Raw genomic sequence first — 15,286 nt, forward strand, 5'->3', positions numbered from 1 at the left:
GTTCAGGTAAGAAAAGCTCAGGTCGGCGCGGGCGATTTCCTCGTGGATCACGCCTGCGGCCACGCAACCCATGCCCAGACCACCAAACGCTTCAGGCACTTCGGGACAGATGAAGCCCAACTCGCCCATCTCGCGCAGCAGCGCAAGGTCAAACTCGCGCGTCTTGTCACGTTCCAGAAAGCCAGGTTTGATTTTTTCATCGGCAAAGCGGCGCACGGTCTCGGCCAGCGCCTGCAGGTCTTCGTTGATGTACGGGTTGGGGTTCATCTTGTCTCCTTGGGCTGCGCGTTTACTTGGCGTACTTGCGGAAATCGGGCTTGCGCTTTTCCTGCAAGGCCTTCACGCCTTCACGCGACTCTTCGGTGTCGTAGTACAGCTTGAGCGCGTACATGCCCATTCCCGCGATGCCCGACTGGTGCGCTGTGTCCATGTTGAAACTGCGCTTGGCAATGGCAATCGCGGTGGGGCTTCGTTCGCAGATGGTCTCGGCCCACTCTTGCACGGTGGCGTCGAGTTGCTCGTGCGGCACGCAGATGTTGGCCAGGCCCATGTCCACGGCTTCCTGGCCGGAGTAGCGCTTGTTGAGGTACCAAATTTCGCGGGCTTTTTTCTCGCCGACCACGCGGGCCAGGAAAGCGGTGCCGTAGCCCGGATCGACCGAACCCATCTTGGGGCCGACCTGGCCGAAGATGGCTTTGTCAGAGCAGATGGTCAGATCGCAGATGGTGCACAGCACGTTGCCGCCGCCAATCGCAAAGCCTTGCACGCGGGCGATCACGGGCTTGGGCACATCGCGGATGGCGGTGTGGAGTTCCTCCATGGGCAGGCCAATGGTGCCGCGGCCGTCGTAGTTGCCGTCGTGGGCCGACTGGTCGCCGCCTGTGCAGAAGGCGCGGTCGCCAGCGCCTGCCAGCACGATGGCGCCCACGCTCTTGTCGTAACCGGCTTTGTTCAGGGCCTTGATGATTTCGTCGCAGGTGGTGCCGCGAAACGCGTTCATTTTCTCTGGGCGGTTGATCGTGATCCAGGCCACGCCGTTGCGGTTTTCGTACAGGATGTCTTCGAATTGCATGGGGTTCTCCAAAAAGGTGAGGTGAGGCCGATCAGCCGTGCATGGTCAAGCCACCAGACACGCTGATGACCTGGCCGGTGATGAAGGATGCGTCGTCGCTGCCAAAGAAGGCGATCGCGCTGGCCAGGTCGTCGGGTTGGCCCAGACGGCCCAAGGGAATGGCGCTGCGGAAGGCTTCGATCAGCTTGGCGGGGTCGCGGGCGCCTTCGGCCACACCGGCCAGCAAGGCGGTGTCGGTCGGGCCGGGGCAGACCACGTTGACGGTGATGTTGTGGCGGGCGTGCTCGCGGGCCAGGGTTTTGGACAAGGCCACCAGACCGCCCTTGCAAGCGGCATAGACCGCTTCGCCCGACGAGCCGCCGCGTGCGGCGTCCGAGGCGATGTTGACGATGCGGCCGTAGTTGCGCGCCACCATGCCCGGCAACACGGCGTGGTGCATGTGCAGGGCGCCTGTCAGGTTGATGGCGATCAGTTTGTCCCACTCGGCCGGAACGGTTTTGACGAATGGCTTGAACACATCCCAGCCAGCGTTGTTGACCAGCACATCGACGGGGCCCAATTGGGCTTCTGTCGCCGCCACTGCAGCGTCCACTTGGGCGCGGTCGGTGATGTTGCAGGCAAAGGCGGCAGCGGAGCCACCTGCTGCGTTGATCTCGGTGGCGACTTTTTGCGCTGCGTCCATGTTCATGTCAAAGACGGCGACTTTGGCGCCTTCGGCTGCAAAACGGCGGCAGGTGGCCCCGCCGATGCCGCCGCCGCCACCGGTCACAATCACGGTTTTGTCATTGAGGTTTTTCATGCTTTTCTCCGTCAGATGAAATGGGTTAGGAAACTTGGTTTGCTGCACATATGACAACATGTTGACGTATTCTAGGGTTTCCACATCTTGCCTATCAAGGTCTTTTGTTGTTCAATCACCTATCGTTTTCCCCTATGAATAAAGCTGTTGATGCGCGTATGGAATTGGCTAACCGAATTTTTTTCAAGCTCTATCAATGTGCCAATATGTTGCATAAGACGGGCAGCAGGGCGGTGCAAGACGAAGGCTTGACCACGCAGCAATGGGCGGTCTTGGGCGCGCTGTCCAGGCCCGAGGCTGCACAAGGCATGGGCGTTGGTGAGCTGGCGCGTTACCTGATGGTCAGTCGGCAGAACTTGTCGGGTTTGATCACGCGCATGACGCGGGATGGGCACATTGCCATGAGCACCGACGGACGCGATCGCCGCTCGCGTTTGGTGGTGATGACCGATACAGGCCGCCATGTCTGGTTGGATCAGGCCCAGCCCAAGATCAAGGCTTATTACGAGCAGGTCTTGCAGGATTTCTCGATGGGCGACATGGCCCACACCCTGCATTACTTTCTGAAGCTGCTGGACAACATGGAAAGAATTGACCGTGCTGCCCCTGAGGAAGACGCGTCTGAAGCGTGAGTGATGTGGCAGCCTGCATCGGCAGGCTGTGAACTTTTCCGCAACGGCCCTATCAGGGCTTGCCCTGATCAGAACGTGACAGCGGACCGCCTATACTTGCAAAATGAACCAACTGGTACATTCTGCAAAGCTCAAGCCAACCGAGGTGCCCACCGCCCGTGAGTCAGGGCGCACCAACGACCCGGCCCGCACCATGGCCGAGATCCTCACGGTGGCCACGCACGAGTTTGCGGACAAGGGTTTGACCGGCGCACGCATCGACGAGATTGCGGCTGCCACGCGCACCAGCAAGCGCATGATCTATTACTACTTCGGCAGCAAGGATGGCCTGTACCTGGCGGTGCTCGAAGAGGCCTACCGCCGCATGCGGGCCATCGAGTCGGATTTGCATCTGGGCGATCTGCCGCCGGTGGAGGCCCTGCAAAAGTTGGTGGCGTTCACCTATGACCACCACCGCGACAACGAAGACTTCATCCGCCTGGTGATGAACGAAAACATCCAGCGCGGCGACTATTTGCGCCAGAGCCAAAGCATTCAGGCGATGAACAGCAATGCCATCCAGTCCGTGAGGGCGGTGTACGACCGGGGCGTGGCGCAGGGTGTGTTCAGGTCAGGGCTCGATCCGGTGGACATCCACTCGGCGATCTCGGCGTTCACCTTCTTCAACGTCTCGAACCGCCACACCTTTGGCTTGATCTTTCAGGACCGAGCCAGTCCTGACAAGGCCAACACCCTCAAACGCGAGCATGTGGTGGACTTGATCTTGCGTTTTGTCAGTCATCAAATTTCGGCATAACAGCTAGGACCTGATGGTTTTGGCATGTACGGGTTATCCCTGTATCTGGAAAACTAACCGGTTCGTACATTATGGGCAATGTTAATCAGGAGGTCTGTGGTGGTTCAAAAATTCATTGACGGGTTTTGCAAAGCCCTTGACGTTGTGATTGCGGCGTGTTTGGCCGTGATGGTGGTGCTGGTGTTTGGCAACGTGGTCATGCGCTATGGCTTCAACTCGGGCATCACCTTGTCGGAAGAGCTATCGCGTTGGTTGTTTGTCTGGATGACTTTCATGGGTGCGGTCATCGCCCTGAAGGAACATGGGCATCTGGGCACCGACATGTTGGTGGGCAAGTTGGGCCCTGCGGGCAAGAAGGTTTGCCTGGCCTTGTCTTACCTGGCCATGTTGTTCATTTGCTGGTTGTTGTTCAGCGGCGCTTACCAGCAGACCTTGATCAATCTGGGCAGCACCAGCGCGGTGATGGAAGTGTCCATGGCCTGGATTTATGCCCCCGGTGTGGTGTTCGCGGTGCTGGGCGGCTTGATCTTGCTGACCGAGTTGTTTCGCCTGCTCACCGGTCAGGTGCGCGATGAAGACCTGGTCATGATCCAGGAATCCGAAGAGTCGCCTCATGGCACCCACAAAGCCTGAGCGCAAGAGAGACTGACATGACGATCGCTATTTTTGTTTTTTCCTTGCTCGGTGCCATGGCCATTGGCATCCCGATCGCGTTTTCGCTGTTGATTTGTGGTGTGGCGCTGATGTGGCACATGGACATGTTCGATGCCCAGATCCTGGCGCAAAACCTGCTCGAAGGGTCCAACAGCTTTCCATTGTTGGCTGTGCCGTTTTTCATGCTCGCGGGCGAGATCATGAACGCGGGCGGCTTGTCTCGCCGCATCGTGAACTTTGCCATGGCCTGCGTGGGCCACATCAAAGGCGGTCTGGGTTACGTGACCATCATGGCCGCCGTGATCATGGCGGCGCTGTCCGGCTCGGCTGTGGCCGATGCGGCGGCCCTGGCCTCGCTGCTCTTGCCCATGATGGTGGCTGCGGGCCACGACAAGGCCCGATCAGCTGGCCTGATCGCATCGGCGGGCATCATCGCACCGGTGATCCCGCCCAGTATTGGTTTTGTGATCTTTGGCGTGGCGGGCAATGTGTCCATTTCCAAATTGTTCATGGCGGGCATCGTGCCCGGCATCCTGCTGGGCGCATCGCTGTGGATCACCTGGTGGTGGTTGGCGCGGCGCGAAGTGGTGCAGGTGCCGCCGCGCAAATCCATGGGTGAAATCATGGTGGCCATGCGCGAGGCGACCTGGGCTTTGGTGTTGCCGCTCATCGTGGTGTTTGGCCTGAAGTTTGGTGTGTTCACCCCGACGGAAGCGGCGGTGGTGGCGGCGGTCTATGCCTTGCTGATCTCGACTTTCATCTACCGCGAGTTGAGCCTGAAAGACTTGTACCCGCTGTTTGTGAGCTCGGCCAAGACCAGTGCGATCGTGATGTTTTTGGTGGCCGCCGCCATGGTGTCGGCCTGGTTGATCACGGTGGCCAATTTGCCGGCCCAGTTGATTGAGCTGTTGCAGCCCCTGTTGGACAGTCCTCGCTTGCTCATGTTGACCATCATGGTCATCACTATGGTGGTGGGCACGGCGCTCGATATGACGCCCACCATTTTGCTGCTGACCCCGGTGCTGATGCCCGTGGTCAAAGCCGCAGGCATTGACCCGGTTTATTTTGGTGTGTTGTTCATCATCAACAATGCCATTGGATTGATCACCCCGCCTGTGGGCACCGTGCTGAATGCGGTGGCGGGTGTGGGCAAAGTGAGCATGGACGAGGTGACCCGGGGCGTGATGCCTTTCATGATCGCCCAGTTCATCATCATGTTTGCCATGGTGGCCTTCCCTGCGCTGGTGATGGTGCCCGCGCGCTGGTTCTATTGATTTCTGGTGAGGTCGTCTGATCGGGTACGCCTGACGACTTGCCGCTTGATGCACAGCGTACGTCCTTCTATTTTTTTCTGGAGACAACTCATGAAACGTGTATTTATCAAGACCTTGATCGCCAGCGTGGCCCTGGCCGCAGCCGGTGTGGCGTCCGCACAAGACAAAACCATCAAGTTCGCCAACCAGAACGCAGCGGGTCACCCCATCGTGTTGGGCATGGAAAAGTTCAAGGAAATCGTCGAGAAAAACTCGGGCGGCAAGATCAAGGTCAACGTGTTCCCTGGCGGTGCCTTGGGCAGCGACCAGGCCAACGTGTCGGCCATCCAGGGCGGCACTTTGGAAATGGCGTCGATGAACTCGGGCATCTTTGCAGCACAGGTCAAGGAATTCGCGATTTTTGACTTCCCCTTCATGTTCGGCACCGGTAAAGAAGCCGACGCGGCTGTGGACGGCCCTTTCGGCAAAAAGCTGCACGCCAAACTGGAAGACAAAGGCATGATCGGCCTGGCTTATTACGAGCTGGGTTTTCGCAACATCACCAACAGCAAGCGCGCCATCAACAAGGTCGAAGACCTGGAAGGCCTGAAGTTGCGCGTGATCCCCAACCCGATCAACGTGGACTGGGTCAAGGCTTTGGGCGCCAACCCCACACCGCTGCCATTCCCTGAGCTGTATGCCGCGCTGGAACAAAAAGCCGTGGACGGCCAGGAAAACCCTGTGGCCACCATCAACGGTGCCAAGTTGTACGAAGTGCAAAAGCACCTGGCTTTGACGGGCCACCAGTACAACCCCCAGTCGGTCATCATCAGCAAAAAGTTCTGGGAAAAGCTGTCGGCTGCCGAGAAGAAAATCGTGGCCGATGCGGCCACCGAATCGGCCAAGTTCCAACGCGAAAAAGCCCGTGCTCTGGAAGCCAGCATCACCGACAACTTGAAGAAGAACGGCATGCAAGTGACCCAGTTGCCAGAAGCCGAAATGGCCAAACTGCGCGACAAGATGCGCCCTGTGACCGCCAAGTACGGTGTGACTGTGGGTCAGGACCTGGTCAAGGAATTGCAAGCTGAAATCGACAAGGTGCGCACCGCAGCTGCAGCGCCTGCCAAGAAGTCGGGCAAGTAATTGCACCCCGAGGCTTCGCCGCACGTGCGGCGAAGCCTTCTTTGTTGATCTAAAGGATTTGTCATGAAAGTCTTGATGCTGCACGGTGTGAACCACAACATGTTCGGCAAACGCGACCCCAAGCAATACGGCACCATCACCCTCGATGAGATCAATGCCAGCCTGCACAAGCTGGGTAAAGAGTTGGGTGCCGAGGTCGAGTGCTATCAGACCAACCATGAAGGTGACATGTGCGAGCGCATTCACCAAGCCTACTTTGATAACGTCGATGCAGTGCTGATCAATGCCGGTGCCTGGACGCATTACAGCTACGCCATCCGCGATGCCCTGGCCGTGCTGACGTGCCCCATCGTGGAGTTGCATATGTCCAACATCCACGCCCGCGAAGAATTCCGTCACCACTCGGTGTTTGCCGAGATCGTCAAAGGCCAGATCTGCGGCTTTGGCGCCGATAGCTATTTGCTGGCCCTGCGCGCTGGCGTGTCCGCTGCGCAAGCGGCTTGATCTGACACACGGCTGGCCCCAGCAGGCCAGCGCTGTTTTGGCCTGAACATTACCGAAAAAAATTGACCCCATGATCAACGGCAACACCGAAATCATCGCCCACATCGGCTACCCCACGCACACCTTCAAGTCGCCGATGATCTACAACCCGTATTTCGAGTCTGCGGGCATCAACGCCGTGGTGGTGCCCATGGGCTGCAAGCCCGAGAACTACCCCCAGTTTTTGAAGTCGGTGTTCACGCTGGAGAACATCCGTGGCGCGCTGATCACCATGCCGCACAAGGTCACCACCGTGGGCCTGCTCGACGAAGTGACCGCCACCGTGCGTGTGGCCGGTGCCTGCAATGCGGTCAAGCGCCTGGCCGATGGTCGCCTGGTGGGTGACATGTTCGATGGCGCCGGTTTTGTGCGCGGCGTGCAGCGCAAGGGTTTTGATTTGACCGGCAAACGCGTGCTGGTGGTGGGCACCGGTGGCGTGGGTTGCGCCATAGCAGCCTCGCTGGCGGGTGCAGGCATTGCCGCGATCAGCCTGTTCGATGTGAACACCGCAGGCTGCGAAGCCCTGGCCCAGCGCCTCAAAACCAATTACCCCCAGATCGACGTGCGCACCGGCTCCAACGATCCCGTGGACCACGACCTGGTGGTCAATGCCACGCCCATGGGCATGAACGAAGGCGACCCGCTGCCCATGGATGTCTCGCGCCTGTCGCCCGAGACCTTTGTGGGCGAAGTGGTCATGAAGGCCGAGACCACCGCATTTTTGGCGGCTGCGCAAGCGCGTGGTTGCCGCACCCAGGTGGGCACGGATATGCTGTACGAGCAGATCCCGGCTTACTTGGAATATTTCGGCTTGCCCACCACCACTGCCGAAGTGCTGCGCAGCGGCGCCAAGCTGAGTTATTGAAACCCGATTGAATTCCCCTCACGGAGTGCACAGATGACCTTGAACAAAGTGGATCGCGAAGCCGTCCCCGACATGCCCAACCGTTTGGGCATTGCGGGCATTGAATTCATCGAGTACGCCACCAGCCGTCCCCAAGCGCTGGGCCAGGTACTGGAGAACATGGGTTTTCGGCCTGTGGCGCGTCACCGTTCGCGTGAGGTGACCTTGTACCGTCAGGGCACGATGAACCTGGTGGTCAACGCCAGCCCCGACGACGCCCGCGTGAGCGGCACGGTGGACGGACAGCCCGTAATTTCTGCGGTGGCTTTTCGCGTGCAGGATGCCCTCAAGGCGCACAACCGCTGCATGGAGCTGGGCGCCTGGAGCGTGGGCAGCCATGCGCAGGCCATGGAGCTGCACATCCCGGCCATCCACGGCCCGGGCGGCAGCCGCTTTTACTTTGTGGACCGCTGGCAAGAGTTCTCGATTTACGACATCGACTTCAAGCCCATTCCCACGGTGGACCCGAACCCACCCGCATTGGCCGGCATGAGCTACTTCGGCGTGGTGCAGTACATTGGCGCGGCCCGCAGCGCCGATTGGCAGACCTATTACGAACACATGTTCGACTTCAGCAGCATTCCCGATGATGAGCGCTTTGGCATCTTGCCCAAGGGCAAGCTGATGAAGAGCCCATGCGGCACCTTCCTGTGGCAACTGATCGAACCCGAGCCCTGGATGGATGCCGACGACAGCCCCGAGTGCCTGCAACGCATCGGCTTTGGCGTGCCGAATGCGGCCGAGGCGGTGGCCGCACTCAAGGCGCGTGGTGTGGAGTTTGTCGAGTCCACCCAGTTGCACCCCGAAGACCGGGGTGCGCTCACACGCGCAGCGCTGGGCTCTGTCGCGTTTGAACTCGTGCACAAGTGAGGCCCGTCATGAACTTGCTCGACGGCTACGGGATGGACACCATCACCATGGCAGGCACGCTGGAGGCCAAGCTGGTCGCCATGAAGGGCGCTGGCTTTTCTCAGGTGATGCTGATGGCACGCGATCTGGTCACGCACCCGGGCGGCGTACAAGCCGCTGTGGCAGCGGTACAGGCCAGCGGCATGCGGCCCACGGGCTTTCAGGTCTTGCGCGACTTTGAAGGCCTGTCGGGCCATTTGCACAGCTACAAACTCGACATCGCCAAATCGATGCTGGAGATGTGCGCGGCCACCGGCAGCAAGGTTTTGCTGGCCTGTTCGTCCACCTCGCGTCACGCCACACAAGACCTCGATCAAATTGCGGCTGATCTGAAAAAACTGGCCATGCTGGCCGTGCCCTTGGGCATCAAGATCGCTTATGAAGCGCTATCCTGGGGCCGCACGGTCAATGAATTCCCCACCAGCTGGGACGTGGTGTGTCGCGCCGATTGCCCCAATCTGGGCATCGGCCTGGACTCCTTTCACATCTTCGCGGCCAAGACCTCATTGGACGCCATCGAAGAGCTAGACCCGTCCAAGATCTTTTTGGTGCAGTTGTCCGACTTCATGTGGCAGGAAACTCCGACCTTTGAAGAGCGCATGACCACGGCGCGCACCTTCCGTGTGTTCCCGGGCGAAGGCGTGCACAGCGAACAACTGGCCGATCTGGTGCTGCGCCTGGACCGCATCGGTTACCGGGGCGATTACAGCTTTGAAGTGTTCAACGACGACTACCAGCAGCTGCCGCTGGAGACGGTGGCCGAGCGTGCCCGCAAGAGCGCAACGTGGCTGCACCAGGACGTGCTGCACAAGTCGGCGCCGCTGCCCGAGTGGGCGCGCCAGCGCGGCTGACGTGGCGCTGGACCAGCGAAAATAGGGGCTGTTTTGCTTTGACCATCCAACATGCCCCGCATCCAATTTGACCTTCCCGATCAGTTCGTTTTTGCCACCGACATCCAGATTTACATCAGCCATGTCAACCAGGGCGGGCACCTCGACAATGCGCAGCTGCTGACGTTGGTGTCCGAGGCGCGTGTGCGTTTTTTCAAATCGCTGGGTTACACCGAAGGCAATGTGGCCGGGCGCCCCATCGTGGTGGGCGACATGGTGGCGCAATACAAGTCCGAAGGCTTTCACGGAGAAACCATGCGCGTGAGCATGGTGCCGCAGGACTACAACAAATATGGGTTTGATTTGGTCTACCGCATGGAGTGTCTGGACACGGCCCGCGAGGTGGCACGCGGCAAAATCGGCATCGTGTTCATCGAGCGAGACAGCCGCAAGGTGGCGGCTGTGCCGCCAGCTTTCATGCAAGCGGTGACAGCTGTGGTGCAAAAAAATGCAGGCGCTTGATGCCCAGTCTCATTGAACAATCGCCACCGATTTGACTTGCACCCAGGCCACAGACGCCACGTTCAGGTTCAGTGCTGCCAGCGCCCGCCGGGTGATGCGGGCCAGCAGGAATGACCCGCCACAACGCACCCGGATCAAACACTGAGACGCGTGTGTATCCGCCGCAATGGCATCCACCACGCAAGGCAGGTGGTTCTGGATGCTGGTGTGGCGTGGCTCTTCGGTGGTCAGGCTCACGTCTTGTGCCAGCACGCGCAAGCGCACGGCCTGTCCGACCTTCAAGCCGCTGTCGCGCACCCACAGTGCGCCTCCGGGGAATGAGACCTGGGCCAGATGCCATGGGGCATCGATCGCCATGACCTGGCCTTGCAGCAAGGCCCCGGCATCTTGGCCCACCACAACCGCGGGTTCAATCGCGGTCATCACCGCTTGGGCTGGCCCTGCTGCTTGCACCTTGCCACGCTCGAGCACAACCAAGTGATCGGCGAGGCGGGCCAATTCATCGGACGAGTGGGTCACGTAGACCATCGGGATGTGCAATTCATCGCGCAAGCGTTCCAGCCACGGCAGGATGTCTTGCTTGCGTGCCTGATCGAGCGCGGCCATGGGCTCATCCAGCAAGAGCACGCGGGGGTCTATGGCCAGGGCGCGGGCGATGGCCACGCGTTGCCGTTCGCCGCCCGACAATTGCGTAGGCTGTCGCTGCAGCAGGTGTGCAATGCCCAGCAGTTCAATGGCTGTCTCCAGGCTTTTGCCGGACTGCGCACTGCGTGAGCGTTTCAAGGCGTAGCGCAGGTTTCCCATGACGTCCAAGTGCGCGAACAAACTGGCCTCCTGGAACACATAGCCCATGGTGCGTTGGTGCGTGGGCACGAAGAGACCCTTGGCGTCGTCTTGCCAGACTTCGTTGCCGATCGCGATGTGCGCACCTCGGGCTTTTTCGAGCCCGGCCACACAACGCAGCACACTGGTTTTGCCCGAGCCCGATGCACCAAACAACACGGTGATGCCTTGCTGGGGCAAGCGCAGATCCACTTGCAGTGCGAAGTCGGCACGCGGCAGATTCAGTTGAATGACTAGCTCGCTCATGGCCACACCCGGTTGTGGCGGTTTTTCAGCAAGGCCAGACCCATCAGCACGGCAAAGGAGAACACGACCATGCCGCCCGCCAGCCAATGGGCTTGTGTGTACTCCATGGCTTCGACGTGGCCATAAATTTGGGTGGAGACCACCCGTGTCTGGCCGGGGATGTTGCCGCCGATCATGAGCACCACGCCGAACTCGCCCACGGTGTGGGCAAAGCTCAGGATGGCCGCAGTGATCAGCCCCGAGCGTGCTTGTGGCAAGGCCACCGAAAAGAAGGCATCGAGAGGGCTGGCCCGCAAGGTGGCGGCCACCTCCATGGGGCGAGGGCCCAGCGCTTCAAAGGCGTGTTGCAGTGGCTGCACCGCAAAGGGCAGCGAGAAAATCACCGAGCCGATGAGCAAACCCGTGAAGCTGAAGGACAGCACGCCCCAGCCCAGCGCTTGCGTCAATTGGCCCAGCGGGCCTTGTGGCCCCATCACCACCAGCAGATAAAAACCCAGCACAGAAGGCGGCAGCACCAGCGGCAAAGTCACCAGCGCGCCCACAGGCGCACGCCATGGCGACTGTGTTTGCGACAGCCACCAGGCCAGCGGTGTGGCCACGGTCAAGAGCACCAGGGTGGTCGCTGTGGCCAGTTGGAGGGTCAGCCAGATGGCTTGCAGGGTTTCGTGGTCCATGGGCAGGGTGGTGGTTAAACCTTGTGGCCGCTGGCGCGGATGATGTGGCGGGCTTTTTCGCTTTGCAGGTAGTGCAGCAAGGCCAAAGCGGCGGGTTTGGCTTGGCCTTGGCGCAGCAGCAGCGCATCTTGCCGGATGGGCGTGTGCAGCTGCTCGGGGATGACCCAGGCCGAGCCTTGGGCGATGCGGCCATCGGTGAGGACCTGCGACAAGGCCACAAAGCCCAGTTGTGCATTGCCCGTCGAGACGAATTGGTAGGTCTGCGCGATGTTCTCACCCAAGACCCATCGGGGGCGCAGGGACGCCAGAACGCCCAGCCCTGTCATGGTTTCAAGGGCCGCCAGGCCGTAGGGGGCCAGCTTGGGATCGGCCAATGCGATTTTGTTGAAGCGACCGGTCTTGAGCGCCTGGCCTTGCGCATCCACCATGTCCGCTTGCGGGCTCCAGAGCACGAGCTGCCCCACCGCATAGGTGAACCGGCTGCCTTTGATGCCCAGACCTTCTTGTTCAAGCTTGGCAGGGGTTTCGTCATCGGCCGCGAGCAAGACCTCAAAAGGTGCGCCGTTTTTGATCTGGGCGTAAAACCGTCCGGTCGAGCCAAAAGCCAAAGTGACCCGGTGCCCCGTCTCTTGCTCGAAAGCAGCGGTGATCTTTTGCATGGGCGCCGTGAAGTTGGCGGCCACCGCCACGGACACGGTGTCGGCATGGCCTGGCAAGGCCAGCATGCAGGCAGACAGGGCGATCAGCAAGCGTTTCATGAAGAATGTCGATATTCTTTTATGGAATAGCGAAACTTTAGCACGGATGCGTTGCGCTGTTCTGATTCAGAATAGCGGTCAAGCAAGGAACCATCGCCATGAACACCAAACGACTGCCACTGGCCGACGTCCTGGGCCACGAAGCCAGCGACAAGCGCATCGACATCCTGCGCAGGATTGCCCAAGTGGGCTCCATTTCTGAAGCCGCACGCGGCGCAGGGGTCAGCTACAAGGCCGGCTGGCAAGCCCTGGAAACCTTGGCCAACCTGGCAGGCACGCCCTTGGTCGAGAAGGTGGTGGGCGGCAGCGGTGGCGGCGGGGCGCTGTTGACCGATGCGGGGCAAAAGGTGCTGTTGGCCGCCGAAGCCATGGCCAAGGCCCGCCGCCAGGTGCTGCAACTGATTGACAGCGGTGACTTGGCCACAGGCCGTGCGGCCTTTGCCCTGCGCACCAGCATGCGCAACCAGTTCCCCTCCACCGTGGGCGCCATCAAACCGCACATGGGGCAGGTGAGGGTGCAGTTGCTGCTGGCCGACGGCAGCGCGATCCATTCGCGCATCACGCGAGAAAGTGTGCAGTTGCTGGGCCTGCGCAAAGGGCTGGATGTGCTGGCTTTGTGCAAAGCCACGGCCGTTCACATCGACTCATCGGAAGGTGATGTCGATGGCAAGAACACTTTGACCGGTGTGGTCACGCGGGCAACACGATCGGCCAAAGGTGGGGAAGTGTCTGTGCGCTTGCCCGCTGGCGTTCAGTTGGTGGGCTTTGCATCCGCTATTTCGCCCAAAGTGGGGCAAAGCGCCTCCGCACAGATCGATGAAGCGGGCATCGTCATCGCAGCTTTGAATTGAGCGACGCATGCTGCTGCCCCACATCAACACCCCGCGCTGCACCGGCTGCGGCTGGTGTGTGGCGGCTTGTCCGCCGCATGTGTTGAGTTTGCACACTGAGGGCTGGCGCAAACACGCGGTGCTGGACGATGCGCCGGGCTGCACAGGTTGCAGCAAATGCGAAAGGCGTTGCCCCTTTGGCGTGATCACCATGATCAAAACGAAAAAGCCTGACGGGCATCAGGCTTGATCGGGGGCGATTTGAACTTCAGGCTTTGAAGTGCGCGCTGTCCATCACCTTGAGGTCTTGTGCCACCCGTGGTGCAAAGTCCATCTGCTCGAGCACATCGCGCTGCAAGTCGATGCCAGGGGCGATCTCGAACAGCTCGATTCCCAGTGGCGTGAGCCTGAAGCTGGCGCGCTCGGTCAGGTACAGCACCTCTTGTTTGCGCACCAAGCCTTGCGGGCCGGAGAAGGTGATTTGGTCGACGCGTTTGACCAGCTTTTTCACAGCGCCTTGCGCGGCCACGCGCATTTGGCCGTCGCCGGTTTCGAGCTTGACGCCCTTGGCCGCCAGCGTGCCGCAGAACACAACCTTCTTGGCGTTTTGCGCGATGTCGATGAAGCCGCCAGGGCCCACAGTGACGCCACCCAGGCGTGACACATTGACCGAGCCTTCTTCGTCGAATTCACCAAAGCCCAAAAAGGCGATGTCCAGACCGCCGCCGCCGTAAAAGTCGAACTGCGTGGCGGCATCGAGCATGGCGGTGGCGTTGCGGGCGTAGCCGAACAACACGCCGTCCATGAGCGTGCCGCCGTAGGTGCCGTGCTCGATGGTTTGGTAGATGCGGTGCTGTTCGTTGCGCGCCGCGATCAGCTTGGCCACGGCGTCGGGCACGCCCACACCGTAGTTGATGACCGGGCGGGCCTTGTCGGTGTTGAAAAGTTCCTGGTAGGCACGGCGCGCCACGGCCTGGCGTTCGCTGAAGGCTTCTTGCGAGGCCGCCAGTTCGCGGGCGTGGTCTTGCGCTTCGCTGGCCGCGCGTTCAGCGCCGGTTAGCTCGCCACTGAAAGCCGGATCAAACGGGATGGCGTAGCTGGTGGACTGCTCAGGGTCGACCACGATGGCGTCCACCCAAGCCGAAGGAATGCGCACTTCGCGGGCTTTGAGTGCGCCCTTGGGCAGGCGTTCCTTGACCTGCACAATGACTTTGCCGCCGCTGTTGCGTGCCGCCAGGGCCAGCGATTGGGCGTCCAGATTGGCCGCTTCGTGCTCGAAGCTGATGTTGCCGTCTTCGTCGGCGCTGCTCGCGCGCACGATGGCCACGTGGATGGCGAAGGGCTTGTAGCGCAGGTATTCGCGGCCATCGATGGTGATGACTTCGGCCAGATCGTCTTGTGCCGCATCGTTCATGCGGCCCCCGCCGTGGCGCGGGTCGCACACGGTGCCAAGGCCCACGTGGCTGATGAGGCCGGGGCGGCCCGCACCAATCTCGCGCATGAGCTGACTGCTCACGCCGCCGGGCAGGATGTAGGCCTCGATCTTGTTGGACAGCGCCAGTTGCTGCATGGCGGGCGACCAGACCCAGTGCCCGCCAATGACACGCTTGACCAAGCCTTCGTGCGCGAAGCAGTTCATGCCTTTGGTTTTTTTGTCGCCAATGCCCAGGGCGTGCATGACGGTGAGGTTCTTGGGGGTTTGCGTGCTCAGAAAGCGTTCTTGCACGGCTTCAAACAGGTGAGTCGCTTCCATCAGGCCGCCACCGCCGCCCATGAGGCCCACGGTGTCACCGTCCTGGATCAGTTGTGCCGCTTGGGCGGCGGTCATGAATTTGGTTTGCATTTTTCCAGTCTCGTCTTATTTCTGAGTTGGCAGTT

General features: G+C 60.5%; 19 protein-coding genes. 12 read left to right on the forward strand and 7 right to left on the reverse strand.

The window, feature by feature from the left end; genetic code table 11:
• The 3 genes from Q1W40_RS13765 to badH form a co-directional block, all read right to left on the reverse strand.
• A partial coding sequence (locus Q1W40_RS13765) for an acyl-CoA dehydrogenase family protein (protein WP_300713019.1) occupies positions 1–267 on the reverse strand: 267 nt, incomplete at its 3' end.
• Between the two features lie 22 nt (positions 268–289).
• Entirely contained in the window at positions 290–1,072 is a 783-nt protein-coding gene (gene badI / locus Q1W40_RS13770) for a 2-ketocyclohexanecarboxyl-CoA hydrolase (RefSeq protein WP_300713021.1), read from the reverse strand.
• Positions 1,073–1,103: 31 nt separating this feature from the next.
• The gene (gene badH, locus Q1W40_RS13775; RefSeq protein ID WP_300713024.1) at positions 1,104–1,871 is read right to left on the reverse strand and encodes a 2-hydroxycyclohexanecarboxyl-CoA dehydrogenase; all 768 of its coding nucleotides are present in this window, start codon (positions 1,869–1,871) and stop codon (positions 1,104–1,106) included.
• Positions 1,872–2,077: 206 nt separating this feature from the next.
• On the opposite strand from badH, the gene Q1W40_RS13780 reads away from it, so the two are divergent.
• The 10 genes from Q1W40_RS13780 (at position 2,078) to Q1W40_RS13825 (ending at position 10,057) form a co-directional block, all read left to right on the forward strand.
• The gene (locus Q1W40_RS13780) at positions 2,078–2,503 is read left to right on the forward strand and encodes a MarR family transcriptional regulator (RefSeq protein ID WP_300713026.1); all 426 of its coding nucleotides are present in this window, start codon (positions 2,078–2,080) and stop codon (positions 2,501–2,503) included.
• A 103-nt stretch (positions 2,504–2,606) separates the two neighbouring features.
• Entirely contained in the window at positions 2,607–3,299 is a 693-nt protein-coding gene (locus Q1W40_RS13785) for a TetR/AcrR family transcriptional regulator (protein WP_300713028.1), read from the forward strand.
• 99 nt (positions 3,300–3,398) lie between these two features.
• The gene (locus Q1W40_RS13790) at positions 3,399–3,932 is read left to right on the forward strand and encodes a TRAP transporter small permease (RefSeq protein ID WP_300713030.1); all 534 of its coding nucleotides are present in this window, start codon (positions 3,399–3,401) and stop codon (positions 3,930–3,932) included.
• 17 nt (positions 3,933–3,949) lie between these two features.
• Positions 3,950–5,227 (forward strand): TRAP transporter large permease subunit, encoded by a 1,278-nt coding sequence (locus tag Q1W40_RS13795; RefSeq protein ID WP_300713033.1) that lies wholly within the window; start codon positions 3,950–3,952, stop codon positions 5,225–5,227.
• A 90-nt stretch (positions 5,228–5,317) separates the two neighbouring features.
• Entirely contained in the window at positions 5,318–6,349 is a 1,032-nt protein-coding gene (locus Q1W40_RS13800) for a TRAP transporter substrate-binding protein (protein WP_300713035.1), read from the forward strand.
• Between the two features lie 63 nt (positions 6,350–6,412).
• On the forward strand, positions 6,413–6,853 hold the full coding sequence (gene aroQ / locus Q1W40_RS13805; protein ID WP_300713037.1) for a type II 3-dehydroquinate dehydratase: 441 nt from the start codon (positions 6,413–6,415) through the stop codon (positions 6,851–6,853).
• Between the two features lie 70 nt (positions 6,854–6,923).
• Complete coding sequence (locus Q1W40_RS13810; RefSeq protein WP_300713039.1) at positions 6,924–7,757, forward strand: shikimate dehydrogenase; 834 nt, start codon at positions 6,924–6,926, stop codon at positions 7,755–7,757.
• Positions 7,758–7,790: 33 nt separating this feature from the next.
• On the forward strand, positions 7,791–8,666 hold the full coding sequence (locus Q1W40_RS13815; protein ID WP_300713041.1) for a 4-hydroxyphenylpyruvate dioxygenase: 876 nt from the start codon (positions 7,791–7,793) through the stop codon (positions 8,664–8,666).
• Positions 8,667–8,674: 8 nt separating this feature from the next.
• Positions 8,675–9,556, forward strand: a complete 882-nt coding sequence (locus Q1W40_RS13820; protein WP_300713042.1) for a TIM barrel protein — start codon at positions 8,675–8,677, stop codon at positions 9,554–9,556.
• Between the two features lie 51 nt (positions 9,557–9,607).
• The gene (locus tag Q1W40_RS13825; RefSeq protein WP_300713044.1) at positions 9,608–10,057 is read left to right on the forward strand and encodes a thioesterase family protein; all 450 of its coding nucleotides are present in this window, start codon (positions 9,608–9,610) and stop codon (positions 10,055–10,057) included.
• A 9-nt stretch (positions 10,058–10,066) separates the two neighbouring features.
• Here the strand turns inward: Q1W40_RS13825 and modC are convergent, their stop codons facing one another.
• The 3 genes from modC to modA are packed head-to-tail and all read right to left on the reverse strand — an operon-like array spanning position 10,067 to position 12,578.
• Positions 10,067–11,146 (reverse strand): molybdenum ABC transporter ATP-binding protein, encoded by a 1,080-nt coding sequence (modC, locus tag Q1W40_RS13830; RefSeq protein ID WP_300713046.1) that lies wholly within the window; start codon positions 11,144–11,146, stop codon positions 10,067–10,069.
• Positions 11,143–11,820: a molybdate ABC transporter permease subunit gene (gene modB, locus Q1W40_RS13835; protein WP_300713048.1), complete on the reverse strand. Its 678-nt coding sequence runs from the start codon at positions 11,818–11,820 to the stop codon at positions 11,143–11,145. The genes modC and modB overlap by 4 nt, the downstream gene beginning before the upstream one ends.
• A 14-nt stretch (positions 11,821–11,834) precedes the next feature.
• A complete protein-coding gene (gene modA / locus Q1W40_RS13840; RefSeq protein WP_300713050.1) occupies positions 11,835–12,578 on the reverse strand; it encodes a molybdate ABC transporter substrate-binding protein in 744 nt (247 codons plus the stop codon).
• Between the two features lie 98 nt (positions 12,579–12,676).
• Between modA and Q1W40_RS13845 the strand changes: the two genes are divergently transcribed.
• Complete coding sequence (locus Q1W40_RS13845) at positions 12,677–13,429, forward strand: TOBE domain-containing protein (protein ID WP_300713052.1); 753 nt, start codon at positions 12,677–12,679, stop codon at positions 13,427–13,429.
• A gap of 7 nt (positions 13,430–13,436) precedes the next feature.
• On the forward strand, positions 13,437–13,658 hold the full coding sequence (locus Q1W40_RS13850) for a 4Fe-4S dicluster domain-containing protein (protein ID WP_300713054.1): 222 nt from the start codon (positions 13,437–13,439) through the stop codon (positions 13,656–13,658).
• A gap of 18 nt (positions 13,659–13,676) precedes the next feature.
• Here the strand turns inward: Q1W40_RS13850 and Q1W40_RS13855 are convergent, their stop codons facing one another.
• A complete protein-coding gene (locus tag Q1W40_RS13855; protein ID WP_300713056.1) occupies positions 13,677–15,251 on the reverse strand; it encodes a CoA-transferase in 1,575 nt (524 codons plus the stop codon).
• Positions 15,252–15,286 lie beyond the last annotated feature (35 nt).

The sequence above is a fragment of the Limnohabitans sp. genome, from assembly GCF_030158565.1.
Classification (GTDB): Bacteria; Pseudomonadota; Gammaproteobacteria; order Burkholderiales; family Burkholderiaceae_C; genus Limnohabitans_A.

Excerpts from the sequence above, each read along its gene's own strand:
- Q1W40_RS13780 (WP_300713026.1), top strand. The coding sequence starts at position 2,078 with ATGTTGCATAAGACGGGCAGCAGGGCGGTGCAAGACGAAGGCTTGACC.
- Q1W40_RS13785 (WP_300713028.1), top strand. The coding sequence starts at position 2,607 with ATGAACCAACTGGTACATTCTGCAAAGCTCAAGCCAACCGAGGTGCCC.
- Q1W40_RS13795 (WP_300713033.1), top strand. The coding sequence starts at position 3,950 with ATGACGATCGCTATTTTTGTTTTTTCCTTGCTCGGTGCCATGGCCATT.
- Q1W40_RS13850 (WP_300713054.1), top strand. The coding sequence starts at position 13,437 with ATGCTGCTGCCCCACATCAACACCCCGCGCTGCACCGGCTGCGGCTGG.
- modA (WP_300713050.1), bottom strand. The coding sequence starts at position 12,578 with ATGAAACGCTTGCTGATCGCCCTGTCTGCCTGCATGCTGGCCTTGCCA.
- Q1W40_RS13810 (WP_300713039.1), top strand. The coding sequence starts at position 6,924 with ATGATCAACGGCAACACCGAAATCATCGCCCACATCGGCTACCCCACG.
- modB (WP_300713048.1), bottom strand. The coding sequence starts at position 11,820 with ATGGACCACGAAACCCTGCAAGCCATCTGGCTGACCCTCCAACTGGCC.
- badI (WP_300713021.1), bottom strand. The coding sequence starts at position 1,072 with ATGCAATTCGAAGACATCCTGTACGAAAACCGCAACGGCGTGGCCTGG.
- Q1W40_RS13820 (WP_300713042.1), top strand. The coding sequence starts at position 8,675 with ATGAACTTGCTCGACGGCTACGGGATGGACACCATCACCATGGCAGGC.
- modC (WP_300713046.1), bottom strand. The coding sequence starts at position 11,146 with ATGAGCGAGCTAGTCATTCAACTGAATCTGCCGCGTGCCGACTTCGCA.
- Q1W40_RS13855 (WP_300713056.1), bottom strand. The coding sequence starts at position 15,251 with ATGCAAACCAAATTCATGACCGCCGCCCAAGCGGCACAACTGATCCAG.
- Q1W40_RS13825 (WP_300713044.1), top strand. The coding sequence starts at position 9,608 with ATGCCCCGCATCCAATTTGACCTTCCCGATCAGTTCGTTTTTGCCACC.
- Q1W40_RS13815 (WP_300713041.1), top strand. The coding sequence starts at position 7,791 with ATGACCTTGAACAAAGTGGATCGCGAAGCCGTCCCCGACATGCCCAAC.
- Q1W40_RS13800 (WP_300713035.1), top strand. The coding sequence starts at position 5,318 with ATGAAACGTGTATTTATCAAGACCTTGATCGCCAGCGTGGCCCTGGCC.
- aroQ (WP_300713037.1), top strand. The coding sequence starts at position 6,413 with ATGAAAGTCTTGATGCTGCACGGTGTGAACCACAACATGTTCGGCAAA.
- badH (WP_300713024.1), bottom strand. The coding sequence starts at position 1,871 with ATGAAAAACCTCAATGACAAAACCGTGATTGTGACCGGTGGCGGCGGC.
- Q1W40_RS13845 (WP_300713052.1), top strand. The coding sequence starts at position 12,677 with ATGAACACCAAACGACTGCCACTGGCCGACGTCCTGGGCCACGAAGCC.